The following is a 16,916-nucleotide window of genomic DNA, read 5'->3' as shown; positions in this document are numbered from 1 at the left end:
AACAATTCATCCCAGCTCCAGATAATTTAGAAAAGAAAATTTCGTCTCATTAAAAAAAATATTTATACCTTTGCTCTGTGATTTTTAACAACGGAACATATTATTATAGAATTTTTACCTCAGCTCTGGGATAGGGATTCTTATGAATATAATTTAAAACCTCGTCCTAGGGACGAGGTTTTTTTATTTAAAAAAATAGAGAAAGATGAAAATAAGTATTATTGGAGTGGGATTAATCGGAGGTTCGATGGCCTTGAAATTAAGAGAGAAAAACATCGCCAGCTTCATCTACGGAATCGATAACAATACACAGCATATCAGTGACGCATTAGATCTTAAAATCATTGATGCGGGAGTAGATCTTGAGCATGGAATTAAAAATTCTGATCTGATTATTCTTGCTATTCCTGTAGATGCTGCCAGAAAACTGTTACCATCTGTTCTGGATCTTGTATCTGATCAACAGACTGTAATGGATGCAGGTTCCACCAAAGCAGGCATTGTACATGCAGTAAAAAACCATCCGAAACGGTCAAGATTTGTAGCGTTTCACCCAATGTGGGGAACAGAAAACAATGGTCCAAAATCTGCCATTGCAGAAAGTTTCTCCGGAAAAGCAGGCGTGATATGCAACAAAGAAGAATCGGCTGACGATGCTCTGGCTACCGTTGAAAAAGTAGTCAATGCTCTGGATATGCACATGATTTATATGAATGCAGAAGATCATGATGTTCATACCGCTTATATTTCCCATATCTCCCATATTACATCTTACGCCCTTGCCAATACCGTATTGGAAAAAGAACGTGAAGAAGAAACGATTTTCCAGCTTGCCAGTTCCGGTTTTTCAAGTACTGTTCGTCTTGCCAAGTCGCATCCGGAAATGTGGGTTCCCATTTTTAAACAGAACAAAGAAAATGTACTGGATGTTTTGAACGAACATATCACTCAGCTCAGAAAATTCAAATCTGCTCTGGAAAAAGAGAATTATAAATACCTTGAAGAGCTGATCTCCAACGCCAACAGAATCAGAGGAATTTTAAGGTAAACAATTCCATACGATACTAAAGGCCCAACGGCTTTTACTTTTATTTTATTTTATTTTATTAAGAAACCCTTAGACATTACTGACTAAGGGTTTTATTTTTAAAACAATGTTGTTTCTATTAACACTCAGGAACGTTAACGGCAATGGCCAGTCCGCCTTCGGAAGTTTCTTTAAAACGGTCACTCATAGACTGAGCGGTTTCCCACATCGTCAGAATCACCTCATCCAATGTTACTTTTGCTTTGGCAGGATCACTTTCCAGTGCAATATTGGCTGCCGTAATGGCTTTCATCGCTCCCATCGTATTTCTTTCAATACATGGAATCTGTACCAGCCCTTTAATTGGATCGCAGGTTAATCCAAGGTGATGCTCCATGGCAATTTCTGCTGCCATCAATACCTGCCCTACACTTCCTCCTAAGATTTCTGTAAGTCCGGCTGCTGCCATTGCAGAAGATACTCCGATTTCCGCCTGACATCCACCCATGGCTGCAGAAATGGTTGCATTTTTCTTGAATAAGGTACCGATTTCTCCTGCCACAAGCAGAAATCTTATAATATCCTCCTCACTCGTAAATGGTGTAAATGCCTGAGAGTACATCAATACCGCCGGAATAACGCCACTCGCGCCATTCGTAGGTGCGGTAATAATCCTTCCGAAACTTGCATTCTCTTCGTTCACTGCCAGTGCAAAACAGGCAATCCATTTGTTGATATTGGTAAAGTTCTCTTCAGCATCTACCACCTGCTGGAACCACTCATCTTTATTTTTATAAATTTTGTCTCCCAGCAGTTTTCTGTTGATTCCTGCTGCTCTTCGGGAAACATTCAGTCCGCCCGGAAGGATTCCTTCCTTATTGACGCCTTTGTAAATACATTCTTTGATCTGCTGCCAGATATAAAGCGCTTCCTGCCTCGTTTCCTCCTGACTTCTCCAGCTTTCTTCATTCATGAAAATCAAATCTGACATTTTATCAAATCCCAGCTTTTCACAGTATTTTGCAATATCTGAAGCTTTATGACAAGGATACAGCGTACGTACACACTGCTTCTGAATAGAGTTTTTTTCCTGGCTGGCAATGAAACCGCCTCCTACAGAATAAAAATCCTGCACAAGTTCAGTTCCGTCTTCGAAAACAGCTCTGAAGATCATTCCGTTCGGATGAAAATCAAGGCTCTTTTTCATGTTTAAAATCAAATGATGCCCGTAGATAAACGGAATTATCTTCTCACCACCAAGATTAATGGTTTGAGTACTCTTGATGTAATCTATCTTTTCATCAATTTTTGAAGTATTGATGGTTTTAAAATCTTCCCCATTCAACCCAAGCATTCCTGCAATATCAGTTCCGTGCCCAATCCCCGTTTTTGCGAGTGAGCCAAAAAATTCAAGAAAAACCTCTTTAACTTCTTCTATTGATCTTTCTCTTTTTATAATCCTGATAAATGCAGCTGCTGCATTCCAAGGTCCCATTGTATGCGAACTGGACGGGCCTATTCCTACTTTAATAATTTCAAAAACCGATATTGATTCCATAAATGATTCGTCATTTTCCTCAAAAACAAAGATACATGATAAATCCCAAAATCAATCTTCAAATTCTTATTGAAATCAATATCTGACCGGAATATAAAAGCTATTGCAGACATTCCTCATGCTGAGAAAGATCAAGCCCTTTATTTTCGGACTCTTCGGAAACTCTTAATGTGATCATTGAATCTGTAAGTTTATATAAAATTAATGAACCTAAAAAAGTAAAAACAGATACCAAAACAAGGGCTGCCATATGATGAAGAAAAACATCAACTCCGCCATGAAGCAGACTAGCTTTTTCACCATGTGCAAAAATGGCGGTAAGAATCATTCCCATAATCCCTCCTACTCCATGGCAGGCAAAAACATCAAGCGTATCATCTACTTTTTTTAAAACCTTCCAGTTCACCATCAGGTTGGAAACGATCGCTGTGATAAACCCGATAAAAAGGCTTTCCTGAATGCTTACAAAACCACATCCCGGAGTAATAGCAACAAGTCCCACTACAGCTCCGATACAGGCTCCCAAAGCGGAAACACTCCTCCCGTTGATCCTGTCAAAAAAGATCCAGGTCATCATCGCGGAAGCAGACGCTATGGTGGTTGTCCCAAAAGCTGTAGCTGCAGAAGCAGAAGCACTCAAAGCAGATCCTGCATTAAATCCAAACCATCCGAACCACAGCATTCCTGTTCCCAGAAGCACATACGGAATATTGGAAGGCTCATGGTGAGGGTTTTTCCGGTTTCCTACCACCAAAGCTCCGGCAAGCGCAGCAAAACCGGCACTCATATGCACCACCGTTCCCCCTGCAAAGTCTTTCACACCAAAATATTTGTTTAAAAGACCATCAGGATGCCATACCATATGACAAAGCGGTGTATAAATAAACAGGCTGAAAAGAACAATGAATAATAAATAAGATATAAAACGAACTCTTTCCGCAAAAGATCCGGTAATAATAGCCGGAGTGATAACCGCAAATTTCATTTGAAACAGAGCAAAAAGAATAAAAGGAATTGTGGGAGCCATCAGTTTATGAGGAAGATTTCCTACTCCGCTAAAAAAGGGGTAACTAAGCGGATTTCCAATGATTCCGTAATGCTTTCCGGCAATTGTAATCCCTATAGATTCACCAAAAGATAAAGAAAATCCCACAACTACCCAAACCATAGAGATAACGCCTAAAGCAATAAAGCTCTGCAGCATGGTAGAAATTACATTTTTCCTCCCGACCATTCCTCCGTAAAAAAAGGAAAGACCAGGAGTCATCAACAGGACAAGACCCGCTGCCGCCAGAATCCAGGCAACATCAGCGCCTACAATTTTATCTTCACTTAAAAATTCTCCTGTATCAGGAATATCCGCAGCCGGATTCCAGAACAAGCCGCCTATGGCAACGATTGCAATAACACAGAATGAGACGATCCATTTTAATCCTATTTTCATACAATTTACATTTAACCCTATCAAATTTAAATATAAATTCTATAAAAATCATATTTTTAGATCAAACACCCTTTAAAAAAATATTCAATTAACATTTTTTTCTATTTTTTCAGAAAATATTTCTTTCAGTATTTTGGATACTTCTTTAGATTTAGTGGCCGGAAAAAGATGTGTCCCTCCTTTCACCACATAATTCGGATTGGAATAGCGGATGGGGAAAACAATGTCTTTATCACCTAATATCTGAATGACATTGGGGTTCTCCTCAAATTTCCATTCGGAAACCTTTTCTACGGACCATTTCAGGTAATAAGGATCTCTTACTTTAAAATATTGAAGGAGTTTCGGATTTTTAGGATCAAAAAGCTTTCGGACAACGGCATATACATTGGCTGCTTTGTCGTTGAACAAGCTTACAGGAAGAATTCTTGGGATTTTGGTAACTTCACCTGTCCTGATGAATCTGGATTTTTCCCTGTCGGATTTTATACTTCCCAGGATCACCACTTTTTCTGCAGGTTTCAGTTGATTGATCTCCTGCACAATAATTCCTCCGAAAGAATACCCCAATAAACAAAAAGGCTCGGAATCATCTATTTTTTCTGCCATTCTTTTAACATAAGCATCGAAAGGCTCATTTTTTTCAGGAATAAGCCAGTCTATAAAAATCAATTCACAGTGTTTGGGAAACTCTATTCTTTCAAGGACCTTGAAGTCTGCTCCCAGACCGCTTACGATATAAATTTTCATACCACTAATTTATAAAAAATACATAAACAAGAGAAGTACGGGATCAGATCTTTAAATAAGGAAAATAAAAAAGCAGTCCTTACGAACTGCTCTTCTGTATTAATAAATATATCTTATTTTTTCTTTTTCGGAACTCTGTTCTCGTTATCCAGCATTTCTGTAGTAACTTTGAATTGGATGTCCATTTCGTTCTTAATGAAATAATCTTTCAATGAAGACTGATAGAATACTTTAAAGTCTCTTCTGTTCAGAGAAAACTTTGCAGACTCAATAGAAGTTGTGAACTGAGTAACGTATACATTGGCAGGGAAAGAAATTGTTTTTCTCACTCCTTTAAGGGTAAGGTCACCGTACACTGTAGAATTGTATTCACTGTTTGCTAAAGGAATAATTTTAGTCAAATGGAATTTTGCAACAGGAAATTTCTTCACTTCAAAGAAGTTTGAGCTTTTCAGATCATTAGTAAGCTTGATCTGATCTTCATCAGACACATCGCCCGCCATCAGACTTCTCATATCTATTACAAACTCTCCATCTACCAGAACCGTATGGTCAAAGTTGAATTTTCCGCTTTTCAGTTTTACTGTTCCCGAGTGGGAAGTTTCTTCGGTTTTCACCACTTTATACCCCCACCATCTGATCTCTGATGAAGTCACTTTTGAAACTTTATCAAATTTCTTCTGGGCAGAAACAAACGACATGCTTGCGCACACCATAGCAAACAATAGTAATCTTTTCATTCTTTTTTATTTACAATTCAACAAAAATAAAAAAAAGTGTAGAAATTCTACACTTTTAACAATCTTTTTTTGATTAATTTATTGAGCAGTTACCTTTACAAGCATATCAATATCATCTTTCACAAAAACATCCTGCATAGTAGACTTGTAAGCTACGTCAAATTTCTGTCTGTTGAAAGAGAATTTATTGGATACCAAACTTACTACTCCCTTGCTGTAAGAAATCTTCGCAGGGAAAGAGATTGGGCTGGTTTTTCCTTTTACAGTAAGGTTTCCTGTTACAAGAGAATTGTAGATTTTATCATTGTTTTTCTTTACTCCTGTAATTTTGAAGGTTGCTGTTGGGAATTTTTCAACTTCAAAGAAGTCACCATTTTTAAGGTGTCCGTTTAATTTCTGCTGATATTCTCCTGTAAGGTCAGTAGAGTTAATTGAAGTCATATCCAATACGAAGCTTCCGCCCACCAATTGGTTTCCTTTCATTACCATATCTCCGGACTTTACTTTTACAGTACCGTCGTGAGAGCTGGCCTCAGATTTTGCTACTTTATATCCCCACCAGTGTACATCAGATGCTACTACTTTTTTCGACTGTCCGAAAGCCAGACCACCAGCTAAAACTGCTAATAAAAATATTTTTTTCATTGAATAGAGTTGTTTACTTATTTAACGATACAAAGGTAGGTATCTTACTCAATAGATTTCATTGATGTATATCAAGAAAATTTATTATTTTCATGAATAATATCATCTCATAAAAAAACTCCGAATTTCTTCGGAGCTTTCTTTTATACCTGATAGTAAGCCGTATAAAGTGCTATACCATTTAATGCAGTGTGATTTTGCTTGACCAGATAGATGGGAGTATTTTTAAGCATTTCCTCCATTTTATCACTGATCTTGAATTTCTCATAGAATTTCGCCTTATCAATATATTCTGCAATCATCTGAGGAATATCTCCGGCAATCAGTAATCCTCCGGTAGCTTTCAATTTTAATGTTAAGTTGTTCGCTTCCCTTGCCAGAAATTCAAGGAAAGTATCTAAAGCAATTCTGCAAATTAAAACCTTCTCCTCTACAGCAGCTTTATAAAGTTCTTCCACAAAATTCCCCTGCGCAAGACGTTCTCCTAACCATTCCGGCTCAGGATGTCTTTTTACATCTCTCAGGAATCTGTATATATTGAATAACCCTGACTTGGATAGTACATTTTCCCAGCTTACAATACCATAGATATTATTTAAGAACTGGTAAAATTCAACTTCCACATTGGTTCTTGGAGAAAACTCTGAGTGTCCTCCTTCTGTTGCAAAAGGTCTCAGGTATTTTCCGTCAAAGAAATATCCCGCCTCTCCCAATCCGTTTCCGGGAGCAAGAACCGCTACATTTCCTTTTTCAAGATGTCCGCTTGTATAGATAGCTTCAAGATGATTGTCTTCAAGAAGAGCCATTCCATAGGCAGAAGCTTCCAGGTCATTCAGCATATCCACTCTTTCAAACCCGAAATCACGTGTATATTCGGCAATATCTAAATGCCAGCCCAATCTTGCCGGACTGCTCTTCCCATCCAATACAGGACCTGGCACTGCCATTCCCAGACGTTTTACATTTTCAAGCTGATTATCCTGAATAAACTTCTTTAAGATATCTGAAAAGGAAGCATATTCTTTGGTTGCATATGTATTTTGTACTTTTATCTCAAGACCTCCGTTCCCGGAAACGAAATAGCCTAAGATTGTTATATCTTCACGGAGGCTTGCCCCAATGATAGAAACATTATCATTATTACTGTTCTCTACTCCTGGTAAATAAAGTGGAAATTTTGGATTCAGAATCATAACCTCAAATTTTACCAAATATAATAATTGTTTTTGTAAATCCTGCACAGAACAAAAAAACCTTTCCACTTTCGTGAAAAGGTTTTGGTTAATAATTGTTTATATATTAAATCTAACTACTTTCCTAATGGAATATTGTAACCGAATCCTACTCCGATATTCCCCACATTATAGTCCTGACCTGGCAAATCTCCTTTAGTTCCTACAAAAACCTTTTGGTATTGTACAAAGAAATTCCAGTCTCTGTTGTGGTATCCGATCTCCGGCTTAAGGTAGAAACCTCCACCTGCTCTTTCAACATTGGTATTGGATGCTACTGTTTTGTCTCCAACAAGGAATCCGTATCCTAAATCAGTTCCTAAATAGAAACCTGTTTGTTTTGGATAAATTCTGATTAAAGCGGCTACAGGAACTACACCTACATCATTGTTTTTATATCCGTTATTTTCTTTTCCGAAATAGTGAGTATATCCTGATGCGATACCCAGTCCGAATCCTGGTGTGATCAGATTCTGGTAAGCTACATCCACTCCTACTGCTGCAGAAAGGTTATCTGCGGGAACTGCTAAACCAACATTTGCACCTACCTTGATCATATTATTCATTTGAGCACTTTGGGCGCTTGCGATACCTGCTGTTAAAATACCAGCCAGTACTATTGCTTGTTTAAACATTTTCATAACTCTAATTTTTAAATTTTACTAAACAGGAGGATGTAAAAATCATGCCAAGCAAAAGGTTTTCTTTGATTTTAACAGTCAAAAAATTCATAAAACAATGAATATCAACCTGTTATTTTTTAACGAAATTTAAATATTTGTTTAACAAAAATTATCAAAAATGATAGCTAAAAAGTGAATTAAAGGATGGAAGAAAGGAAGCTGGATGCGGGAAGAAATAGAACTCCATAAAATCAACTCTATTTCTACGATACAAAACTTAAAACCTCAAACTTCCTACCTCCTGCTTCCAGCTTCCAGCCTAATACAACAATATTAACAATCCTTAACCCGTTATCATTTTAACCTTTTTCTTCAAAATACATCAAAAAATAAATTCTCCATGATGGCTGATTCATTATTAAAAAACAAGCATCTTCTCTGGCGCGCAGGTTTTGGTGTTGGCATTAATCAAATTGATGATTTGAAAAATAAAAACATTAAAGCGTTACTTAATGAATTATTTAAAGAAGAAAACTTCAGCGAAATTACATATGACACTCCTGATCCTGTTTCAGCAGCGGATTATATGAGCAGTACAGCTCCCGCAGAGAAAAAAAAAGAAATGCAGCGGATTAACAGAGAGCAAAATAGTGAACTCAACCTGAATTTCCTGAACGCCATCGTTAATAACAAGGAGCAGATGAGAGAAAAGATGGCCTTTTTCTGGCATGGACATTTTGCATCAAGGGTACTCAATCCAAGATTCAATAAACAGCTTTTAAATACGATCAGAAAAAATGCGCTTGGAAATTTCAAAGATCTGCTTTTTGAAGTAAGCCAGTCGCCGGCGATGCTTAATTTTCTCAATAACCAACAGAATAAAAAAGACCATCCTAATGAAAATTTCGCCCGTGAAGTTATGGAACTTTTTACCATGGGAAGAGGAAATTACACTGAAAAGGATGTAAGAGAAGGCGCCAGAGCCTTTACAGGATGGAGTTATGATAAAGAAGGGAATTTTAAGGAAAGAAAAAATCTCCATGATGAAGGCAGCAAAACTTTTTTAGGAAGAACAGGCAACTTTGATGGAAGCGATGTTTTAAATATTATTTTGGAGCAAAAAGCTACGGCACAGTTTATTACAACAAAGATCTATAAGTTTTTTGTGAATGAAAAAGCAGATCAGGATATCATCAATAAGCTCAGCAACAATTTCTACAATTCAGGATATGACATCAAAAAGCTAATGACTGAGATATTTTCGAGCACCTGGTTTTATGATCAGAAGAATATGGGCAACAGGATAAAATCTCCTGTAGAACTGATGGCAGGAATCATGCGAATCCTTCCTATGCAAATTCAAAACCCTGAAAACCTCATCGTTTATCAGAAGTTATTGGGACAGATGCTGCTTTATCCACCCAATGTAGCAGGATGGCCAAATGGAAGATCGTGGATTGACAGTTCTACTCTGATGCTGAGACTTCAGATTCCGCAGATATGGTCAGGACTTCGCCCTTTGGAATACAGTCCCCGCCAGGATGATGATATCGATATGGGAATGAAGTCCCGGGAAACTGCTTTGAACAAAAGCTTTAAAAATCCCAATATCACCATCGACTGGGAGCGTATTGAAAAGATTTTCGCCAGTAAAAACTGTGAAGATTATCTTTTGCAGAATACTCAAAGTCTGGATATGAATTCTGTAAGGAATTTTTCTGACAAGAGTATCAAAATGAATGTCATCAACCTGATGTCAACCCCGGAATACCAGTTGATGTAGGTTGCAGGTTACAGGTAATAGCTGTCAAAATATAGCTTAATTGCCATTTATTTATCTTTTACTAGTATAAAAATGAATGCCAGTAAAAATGTCGCTCAGCCTTACAACCAGAAACCTATAAACCACTACCTATCAGCCGCCACCTTCAACCTAAAAACAAAATTATGTTAATCAAAAGAAGAGAATTCCTCAAAATAAGTTCACTGGCTACCGCTTCCATGCTGATGCCGAATTTCTTAAAAGCCATGACTCTGGATGAAGCGCTGAATCCCGGCCAGAACATTCTGGTAGTTCTTCAGTTTACAGGTGGAAATGATGGTTTGAATACGATCATTCCGGCTAAAAATGATATTTATTTCAGGGAAAGGAAGACACTGGCTATTCAGGACTCTGTACCCCTTACAGATGAGGCAGGAATCAATCCGTCTCTCTCCTATTTCAAAGAGCTTTTTGACAACGGAGAGCTTTCTGTGATGAATAATGTGGGATATCCCAACCCGGATAAGTCGCATTTCCGAAGCATGGATATCTGGCAATCGGCAAGCAGAAGTGATCAGTTTCTGGAAACAGGCTGGCTGGGGCGTTTTCTGGACGAAGAATGCTATCGCTGCGACCATCCTACCCAGGCACTGGAAGTAGATGATATGTTAAGCCTTGCACTAAAAGGAGAAAATAATAAAGCATTTGCCTTTAAGGATCCCAAAAGACTGTATCAGACCAGTCAGGAAAAATATTTTAAATCTCTCTATGACCACCATCACGATGATGAAACCGTCTCTTACCTTTACCAGACTTTAGGTTCTACCATTAATAATGCTGATTATATTTTTGAAAAAAGCAAAGCGAAAAAGACGGAACAAGTTTACCCCAATTCTCAGCTGGGAAAAGACTTTAAAACGGTAGCTTCTTTAATAAAATCTGACATTAATACTCAGGTATACTATCTTTCGATCGGAAGTTTCGATACACACGTCAATCAGAATGACAGACAGAAAAAATTATTCAATGATATTAATGAAGCTGTAAAATCCTTTGTTGCCGATATGAAAAGCAATGGTCTTTTCAAAAATATCCTGCTAATGACATTCTCAGAGTTTGGCCGTCGTGTGGCACAGAATGCCAGTAACGGAACGGATCACGGAACTGCCAACCAAATGTTCTTTATAAGCGGAAACCTGAAGAAAAAAGGGCTGTTAAACGCACTTCCTGATCTGCAGAATCTGAATGAAGGTGATCTTATTTATAAGGAAGATTTCAGAAAAGTATACGCAACAATCCTGAAAAACTGGCTTAAGGCGGATTCTTCAAAAGTTCTGGGATGGAAAGACGGGATTTATGATTTTGTGTAGGGAAACCGAAACCGCAAAAGTCACAATTTTTTTTAGAAGCATTGATCTAAAAAAATGGATAATAAGTATGTTTAGATTCTTACCGGAATGACACAATTGGAATGGTAATCTATCCACACAGCTTGTCATTCCGTAGGAATCCAGCCTTCTTTTCCCAAAAACATAATCCAGACCAACACCTCAACTGAAGACGTGAAAATCCCCCTCCCTCGGAGGGTTGACAAAAATTCAAAGAATTTTTGACGGGGTGGTTTTCAGCATTCATCAAAAAGATCCATTAACAAAAAAAGAGACCATACATCCTTATGACAGTCTCTTTTCAATAATTTTAAATGTAAACTACTTTTACGTTTAAGCCGTAATCTGCTTTTTTTCGCTCTCTTTGTCTTCCTGTTTTTTATCTATTTTCTCAGATATTTTCTTTACGATATACTCTATCGCCAGTGGTGCTATGATCGCAATTAATGCTTTAAATATTCTTGATTTCATAATTAATTTGGTATTGTTAACGTAATAATACAATTTCCAAGCCAAGATAAAATGTGGAAATAAGTAATTTGCAATAATGCTTTGCTAATCATACATCTAAAACAAGTTAGTTTTCCTCAGGAACAATCAGACTCTGATAATTTCTACATCCTGCATTAAACTTTTCCTCCATTTTCAGCCGTAGCTTTTTAGGCTTATGTACAATCAGAGAGTCTCCAAATCCAAGCAAGAGCCTTTCCAGTTCATAATTAATCTGAACACATATTTTAAAAAGAGTTCCGTCATGATCTTCCTTTATGATCTCCTGACTTTTATGCAACGGTTTTGTTTTCACATAAGGGGCATTTCCTGAATCTACCCAAAAGACTACATTCCTGGGATCCATTGATTCTGAAACAGTAACCCCAACAATATCTTTGAAGTATTCATCGCCATCCAGTTCCTTGTCAATATATACAAGACTATCATCTGTTTCGATACTTTCCATTCTGTCCAATGCCAGATTGTACATTTTCTGTTTGTAAAGACAGATCAGAAACCAGCGGTTGTTGAATTCCTTCAGCAGCTGCGGATGTACTGTAAAAACATTGGATTCCCTTGCTGTAAAGCTTTTATAAAGAATCTTCAGTACCTTTTTACCGGCAATGCTTTCATACAGAATATCAATATGCTCCAGCCCCTTCAGCTGTTCATTTTTATCCAGATGAATAATGGATTTCTGGCTGGTGGCATGAATGGAATCTTCCAGTTTCTGAATAACCCCATTCATTTCTTTGAACATGGAAAAATCCTTGAACTGTTTTAAAATCTGAACTGCATTGTTCATTGCCTTCAGATCGCTCTCATTCACAGAAATATTATGAATACTGTACTCCGGATCGCTGTAACGGTAATATTTTCTTTCGTAAACTTCAATAGGAGCTTCATACCCGAATTTCTCACTCCTCATATTCTGAAGATCAAGCTGAACGGTTCTCTTACTTACATAAGATTCTTTTCCCTCAAATTCAAACAATGCTTCTGAACATTCATCAATGAGATCTTCCAGCGTATATTTCCTGTATTTATTTTTAAGACATTTATCTAATGTTTTGTACCTGATCAGAGCATTTTTATTGGATGACATACCTTAGTGTTTAATGATTGGGTGTTTTTTAATAAGAATTGCTTTTCTTTCTGCTCTTTTCTTACAATTATTTTTCTTTTAATGCATTGTCATCAAAAGTAATTCCTTCCCAGCCGAATTTCATAAAGTTCCGGATATTCTGATGATCATTTCCTTCAGGTTTTTTCAAAACATCTTCTCTGTAAAACTCACCAAACAGCCAAAGTGTTTCTTCCTTCGTCAGATCCTTAATGCTTGCAAAGCTGAAAACTTTGCATGAACCGTTGTTCTGCCCGGCCTGATTGGTGGTATCACCGTTTTGAAATGCGGTAGGAGTAAATTCATAATGTTCATCAATATGAGCGATCACATCATTAAACTGGATGGTTTCCGGGAAATGTTTTAATTGTTCTAATAATACCATGGGACTTGTTTTTTTAATTATATACTCTTTTACGAATCAGCCAAAGGGCTTTTTTTTACTTTTTTTAATAAATCTTTGTAAAAATAATTAAAATTTCTTTACCTGCGCAAAACTATTGCGCAATAATGATATTACTTTGCATCATCAAAATGAACAAAATGGAATTTAATGGAAATCATTTAATCGAATTAGGATATAGACCGGCAAAATGGTTTAAAGATGCCATCAGCTATATCAATGAGAATAATCTGGATGAGCATCAGACCGCAGAATATCTGCTACAGTTCAAACAACCTGATATTATTCCGCTTCATGAAACGGCTAAAGATTTTATAATCAATATCCGTGCAGAACATGAAAGTGAAAATGATAATGTGGACAAGGTAATCAAAACGATGAATGTTCTGATGAAAACCCCTACTCTGGTTGGCGGAGCTTTAATGCCTGATGCCTGTCCTACAGGCCCTGAAGGCCAGATTCCGGTAGGAGGTGTGGTTGTCGCTCAAAATGCCATTCACCCGGGATTTCACAGCGCCGATATCTGTTGTTCAGTAATGCTGACGGATTTCGGAAAGACCAATCCTAAAGATGTTCTGGATGCTGCGCATTCTATTACCCACTTCGGATATGGAGGAAGACCAAGAGGTGAACAGATGCCAATGTCTCAGGAACTGATGGATGCTTTCAGAGAAAATAAATTCTTAAATGATGAAAAACTAATCAGCATTGCCCGTTCTCATATGGGAACACAGGGAGACGGAAACCATTTCCTTTTCGTTGGAATTTCCAAAAATACAGGAAACACGATGATGGTAACGCATCACGGATCAAGAGCACCGGGAGCTGCCTTATATGATAAAGGAATGAAGGTTGCCAACCGTTTCAGACAGGAAATCTCCCCTGAAACATTGAGAGAAAACGCCTGGATTCCTTATGATACCGAAGAAGGAAAATCTTATTGGGAAGCACTGCAATTGATTAGACAATGGACCAAAGAAAACCATACTTCTCTTCATGACGCCGTACTGAACAAACTGGAAATGGAGAAAGAAAACAGATATTGGAACGAACATAACTTCGTTTTCAAAGACGGAGACCTGTTCTATCATGCGAAAGGAGCTACTCCGCTGGATGATAAATTCATGCCTGATATTACAGGACCAAGACTGATTCCTTTAAATATGGCAGAACCGGTACTGATTGTTCAGGGAAAAACGAATGAAAGAAACTTAGGTTTTGCACCGCATGGAGCAGGAAGAAATTTCAGCAGAAGCCAGCATAAAAGATCTTTGGCTCATAAAACAACCGAAGAAATCTTCAATGAGGAAACGGCAGGATTGGATATCCGTTTCTACTCCAATGAGATTGATATTTCTGAACTTCCAAGCGCTTATAAAAGTGCTAAGAATGTAAGAGCACAGATAGAAGAATACGGACTTTGTGAAGTTCTGGATGAAGTGATGCCCTACGGATGTATCATGGCCGGAGATGTGCAGAAGAATGCTCCATGGAAGAAAAAGAAGAAATTCAGAAAAGCATAATTTTTTATGATTAAAATTGTTTAAACTTATTTAAAAGCTTGCTTACTATTCAAACCTTACGGGTTTTAGAAACCCGTAAGGTTTAATTAAAAAAACAATAACCCAAATTTCACAGCACTAAAAAGGTATTTAAAAAGTTTAAAGGCACAGAAAGTTCCTATATTTCCAGATTTACTTTCCGCTTTTTTACAGATTACAAGGCAAAGGGAGTTCCTATATTTTTTGGAAAAATACTCCCCGCTTTTTATAAACTATAGGTAAAAGGAGTTCCTATACCCTTCACTTTTAATGAATCTACTCCTCACTTATTTTTTAAACTTAAAACAATGAAAACACTACAATTATTCAATGCTGTACTGGCCAGAAAATCTGACGAAAAACCATTTGTTTCCAATGATGGTTTTATTATTGAACCAGATGCTTTATGGGCAAAAAATGAGATCATTTCTTATTATGCAAAGGAAAAACTGAATGGTAATGATTTGAATAAAACCTTTCATAAATCCTGGGAGAAAATAAAGAACACTTCCAGAATTGATTTATTTTTTGAACAGATCAGACATTATATTTCAACCTACGGAAGTAATTTCCAAAGTGAAATCTATATTCCCAATGAAATCTTGAATGTTCCTGATATGAAGCTGGTTTTTAAAGTTATCAAAGCCTACTCTGTGGAAGAAATGCAGGAAAAATGTCTTGCTCTTTTAAGATCAGGTATTGCTTTAAAAGAAGAAACCATTGATGATTTGCTTTCTATTTTACATACGGAGCTGGAATACGATTTTACAGGAAAAGAGAACATCAGAAATAAAGAAGCGGTTATAAAAATAGCGGATCTGTATGATGTTTATCCTGAAAATCCCATTGAGTTTTTCCGTTATGTTATTTATAAAACAACAAACACTACACTTTTAATCAAAAATGATGATTTGATTAATTTAATTAAGCAAAGCAATTTCAATCCGACGTACCTGTTTGAAAGCTTTGGAATGGAAAAAATGGCAGAAATTTTCAACAGATTCAAACCATTATTCCTGGCTTATAAAAACAGAGCACCCAAAGCGATCAACAAAATATCCAAGCTGTCTAAAGTATACCATAAACCATTGATTTCAAACCCGTTGAATGATGCTACCAATACAATACTGGAAAACAGCGATTGGCACTGGCTGGAAAATGCGACACCGTTTGCCTTATTCAAAGCATTGTCAGCATGTTACTCAAGAATGTACGGTCAGGATACCTTTGTCTACAGAGTCCGAAACGGAAAATCATGGACTAAAAAAGGGAAGGAAACTTACGTGAATCAGTTCAATTATGATTTCATTCTGGACTTTTTGAAACTGAAATATGAAAACCTTTCCGGAAAGAAATTCTACTTCCCAGAGAATGTAGAATTTGCATTGCCAACTTCTGAAAAAATGTTTGTTGGAAATATTCCTGCCGGAACGCGTTTTTATGGTGATAGACTGGCTGTAGGTATTTATTGGAAAGATCAATGGGGTGCCAATGACCTTGATCTTTCAGGATTAAATATCGCGGGAAAAATAGGTTGGAATGCCACCTATAATCATGGTGACGGACAATTGATGTATTCAGGAGATATGACTTCTGCTCCTAACGGTGCTGTTGAATATCTTTACGCCAATAAAGGCCTGTGTGCACCAACATTAGTAATGAATAACGTTTTCAGCGGAGACGCGAATTGTGGATATAAAATTGTGATCGGAAAAGGAGACGATATTTCCTACGATTATATGATGAATCCCAATCATCTCTTTGCTGAAGCCAGATGTAATTCTGTTCAGAAGCAGATGATTCTGGGAATGCTGGTGACAAAAAATGAAAAACAATGTTTCGTACTGTTGAATTTCGGAGCCGGACATGCTCATGTTTCAGGAAACAGCCAGGTTTCCATGATGGCAACACGTGCATTGTATCAGCAATGGTATGAAGCGATGTCTTTCAATGAGCTTATCAAAGAGCTTGGAGGTAAGATTACCTCAGAAAAAACAGATGCTGATTTTGATTTCTCGCTGGAAAGCCTGGAAAAAGATAGTTTTATCAGAATTTTTAAATAAATTCCATGACGTCATCTGATGGTATCGGGTGGCGTTTTTTCGTGGTGATTTGGTTAGGTAAACGTTGAGAACCACCCCGTCAAAAATTCTTTGAATTTTTGCCACCCCTCCGAGGGACTATCGTG

At 37.3% G+C, this 16,916-nt stretch carries 15 protein-coding genes; 5 read left to right on the top strand and 10 right to left on the bottom strand.

Annotated features, from left to right (window positions below):
- Positions 1-205: 205 nt before the first annotated feature.
- Positions 206-1,048 carry a prephenate dehydrogenase gene (locus tag ACODR7_RS16900; protein ID WP_488840821.1) on the top strand — a complete coding sequence of 281 codons (843 nt, stop codon included), beginning with the start codon at positions 206-208 and terminating at the stop codon, positions 1,046-1,048.
- 118 nt (positions 1,049-1,166) lie between these two features.
- Here the strand turns inward: ACODR7_RS16900 and ACODR7_RS16895 are convergent, their stop codons facing one another.
- From ACODR7_RS16895 to ACODR7_RS16865, 7 genes are all read right to left on the bottom strand, one after another.
- Positions 1,167-2,585 (bottom strand): L-serine ammonia-lyase, encoded by a 1,419-nt coding sequence (locus tag ACODR7_RS16895; RefSeq protein WP_076595757.1) that lies wholly within the window; start codon positions 2,583-2,585, stop codon positions 1,167-1,169.
- Between the two features lie 100 nt (positions 2,586-2,685).
- On the bottom strand, positions 2,686-4,029 hold the full coding sequence (locus ACODR7_RS16890; protein ID WP_488840819.1) for an ammonium transporter: 1,344 nt from the start codon (positions 4,027-4,029) through the stop codon (positions 2,686-2,688).
- Between the two features lie 84 nt (positions 4,030-4,113).
- The gene (locus ACODR7_RS16885; RefSeq protein WP_488840817.1) at positions 4,114-4,779 is read right to left on the bottom strand and encodes an alpha/beta hydrolase; all 666 of its coding nucleotides are present in this window, start codon (positions 4,777-4,779) and stop codon (positions 4,114-4,116) included.
- Positions 4,780-4,892: 113 nt separating this feature from the next.
- The gene (locus ACODR7_RS16880; protein WP_076595760.1) at positions 4,893-5,519 is read right to left on the bottom strand and encodes a YceI family protein; all 627 of its coding nucleotides are present in this window, start codon (positions 5,517-5,519) and stop codon (positions 4,893-4,895) included.
- Positions 5,520-5,597: 78 nt separating this feature from the next.
- A complete protein-coding gene (locus ACODR7_RS16875) occupies positions 5,598-6,164 on the bottom strand; it encodes a YceI family protein (protein ID WP_488840815.1) in 567 nt (188 codons plus the stop codon).
- Between the two features lie 143 nt (positions 6,165-6,307).
- Entirely contained in the window at positions 6,308-7,357 is a 1,050-nt protein-coding gene (locus ACODR7_RS16870; protein WP_488840813.1) for a glucokinase, read from the bottom strand.
- A 116-nt stretch (positions 7,358-7,473) separates the two neighbouring features.
- Positions 7,474-8,037, bottom strand: a complete 564-nt coding sequence (locus tag ACODR7_RS16865) for a hypothetical protein (RefSeq protein ID WP_488840811.1) — start codon at positions 8,035-8,037, stop codon at positions 7,474-7,476.
- A gap of 382 nt (positions 8,038-8,419) precedes the next feature.
- Between ACODR7_RS16865 and ACODR7_RS16860 the strand changes: the two genes are divergently transcribed.
- Together ACODR7_RS16860 and ACODR7_RS16855 are read left to right on the top strand one after the other, a co-directional pair.
- Entirely contained in the window at positions 8,420-9,802 is a 1,383-nt protein-coding gene (locus ACODR7_RS16860) for a DUF1800 domain-containing protein (RefSeq protein ID WP_488840809.1), read from the top strand.
- 164 nt (positions 9,803-9,966) lie between these two features.
- On the top strand, positions 9,967-11,151 hold the full coding sequence (locus tag ACODR7_RS16855) for a DUF1501 domain-containing protein (RefSeq protein ID WP_488840807.1): 1,185 nt from the start codon (positions 9,967-9,969) through the stop codon (positions 11,149-11,151).
- A gap of 351 nt (positions 11,152-11,502) precedes the next feature.
- On the opposite strand, the gene ACODR7_RS16850 is transcribed toward ACODR7_RS16855, so the two are convergent.
- The 3 genes from ACODR7_RS16850 to ACODR7_RS16840 all read right to left on the bottom strand — a co-directional run bounded on the left by ACODR7_RS16850 (position 11,503) and on the right by ACODR7_RS16840 (position 13,169).
- On the bottom strand, positions 11,503-11,640 hold the full coding sequence (locus ACODR7_RS16850) for a hypothetical protein (protein ID WP_168801952.1): 138 nt from the start codon (positions 11,638-11,640) through the stop codon (positions 11,503-11,505).
- A 106-nt stretch (positions 11,641-11,746) separates the two neighbouring features.
- Complete coding sequence (locus ACODR7_RS16845) at positions 11,747-12,766, bottom strand: helix-turn-helix transcriptional regulator (protein WP_488840805.1); 1,020 nt, start codon at positions 12,764-12,766, stop codon at positions 11,747-11,749.
- Positions 12,767-12,833: 67 nt separating this feature from the next.
- Positions 12,834-13,169: a HopJ type III effector protein gene (locus tag ACODR7_RS16840; RefSeq protein ID WP_276966932.1), complete on the bottom strand. Its 336-nt coding sequence runs from the start codon at positions 13,167-13,169 to the stop codon at positions 12,834-12,836.
- A gap of 740 nt (positions 13,170-13,909) precedes the next feature.
- Between ACODR7_RS16840 and ACODR7_RS16835 the strand changes: the two genes are divergently transcribed.
- A complete protein-coding gene (locus tag ACODR7_RS16835) occupies positions 13,910-14,710 on the top strand; it encodes an RtcB family protein (RefSeq protein WP_394343704.1) in 801 nt (266 codons plus the stop codon).
- 326 nt (positions 14,711-15,036) lie between these two features.
- A complete protein-coding gene (locus tag ACODR7_RS16830) occupies positions 15,037-16,791 on the top strand; it encodes a hypothetical protein (protein ID WP_488840804.1) in 1,755 nt (584 codons plus the stop codon).
- Positions 16,792-16,916 lie beyond the last annotated feature (125 nt).

The sequence above is a fragment of the Chryseobacterium sp. FG46 genome (assembly GCF_057809135.1).
This window is presented reverse-complemented; position numbering and strand designations above follow the sequence as displayed.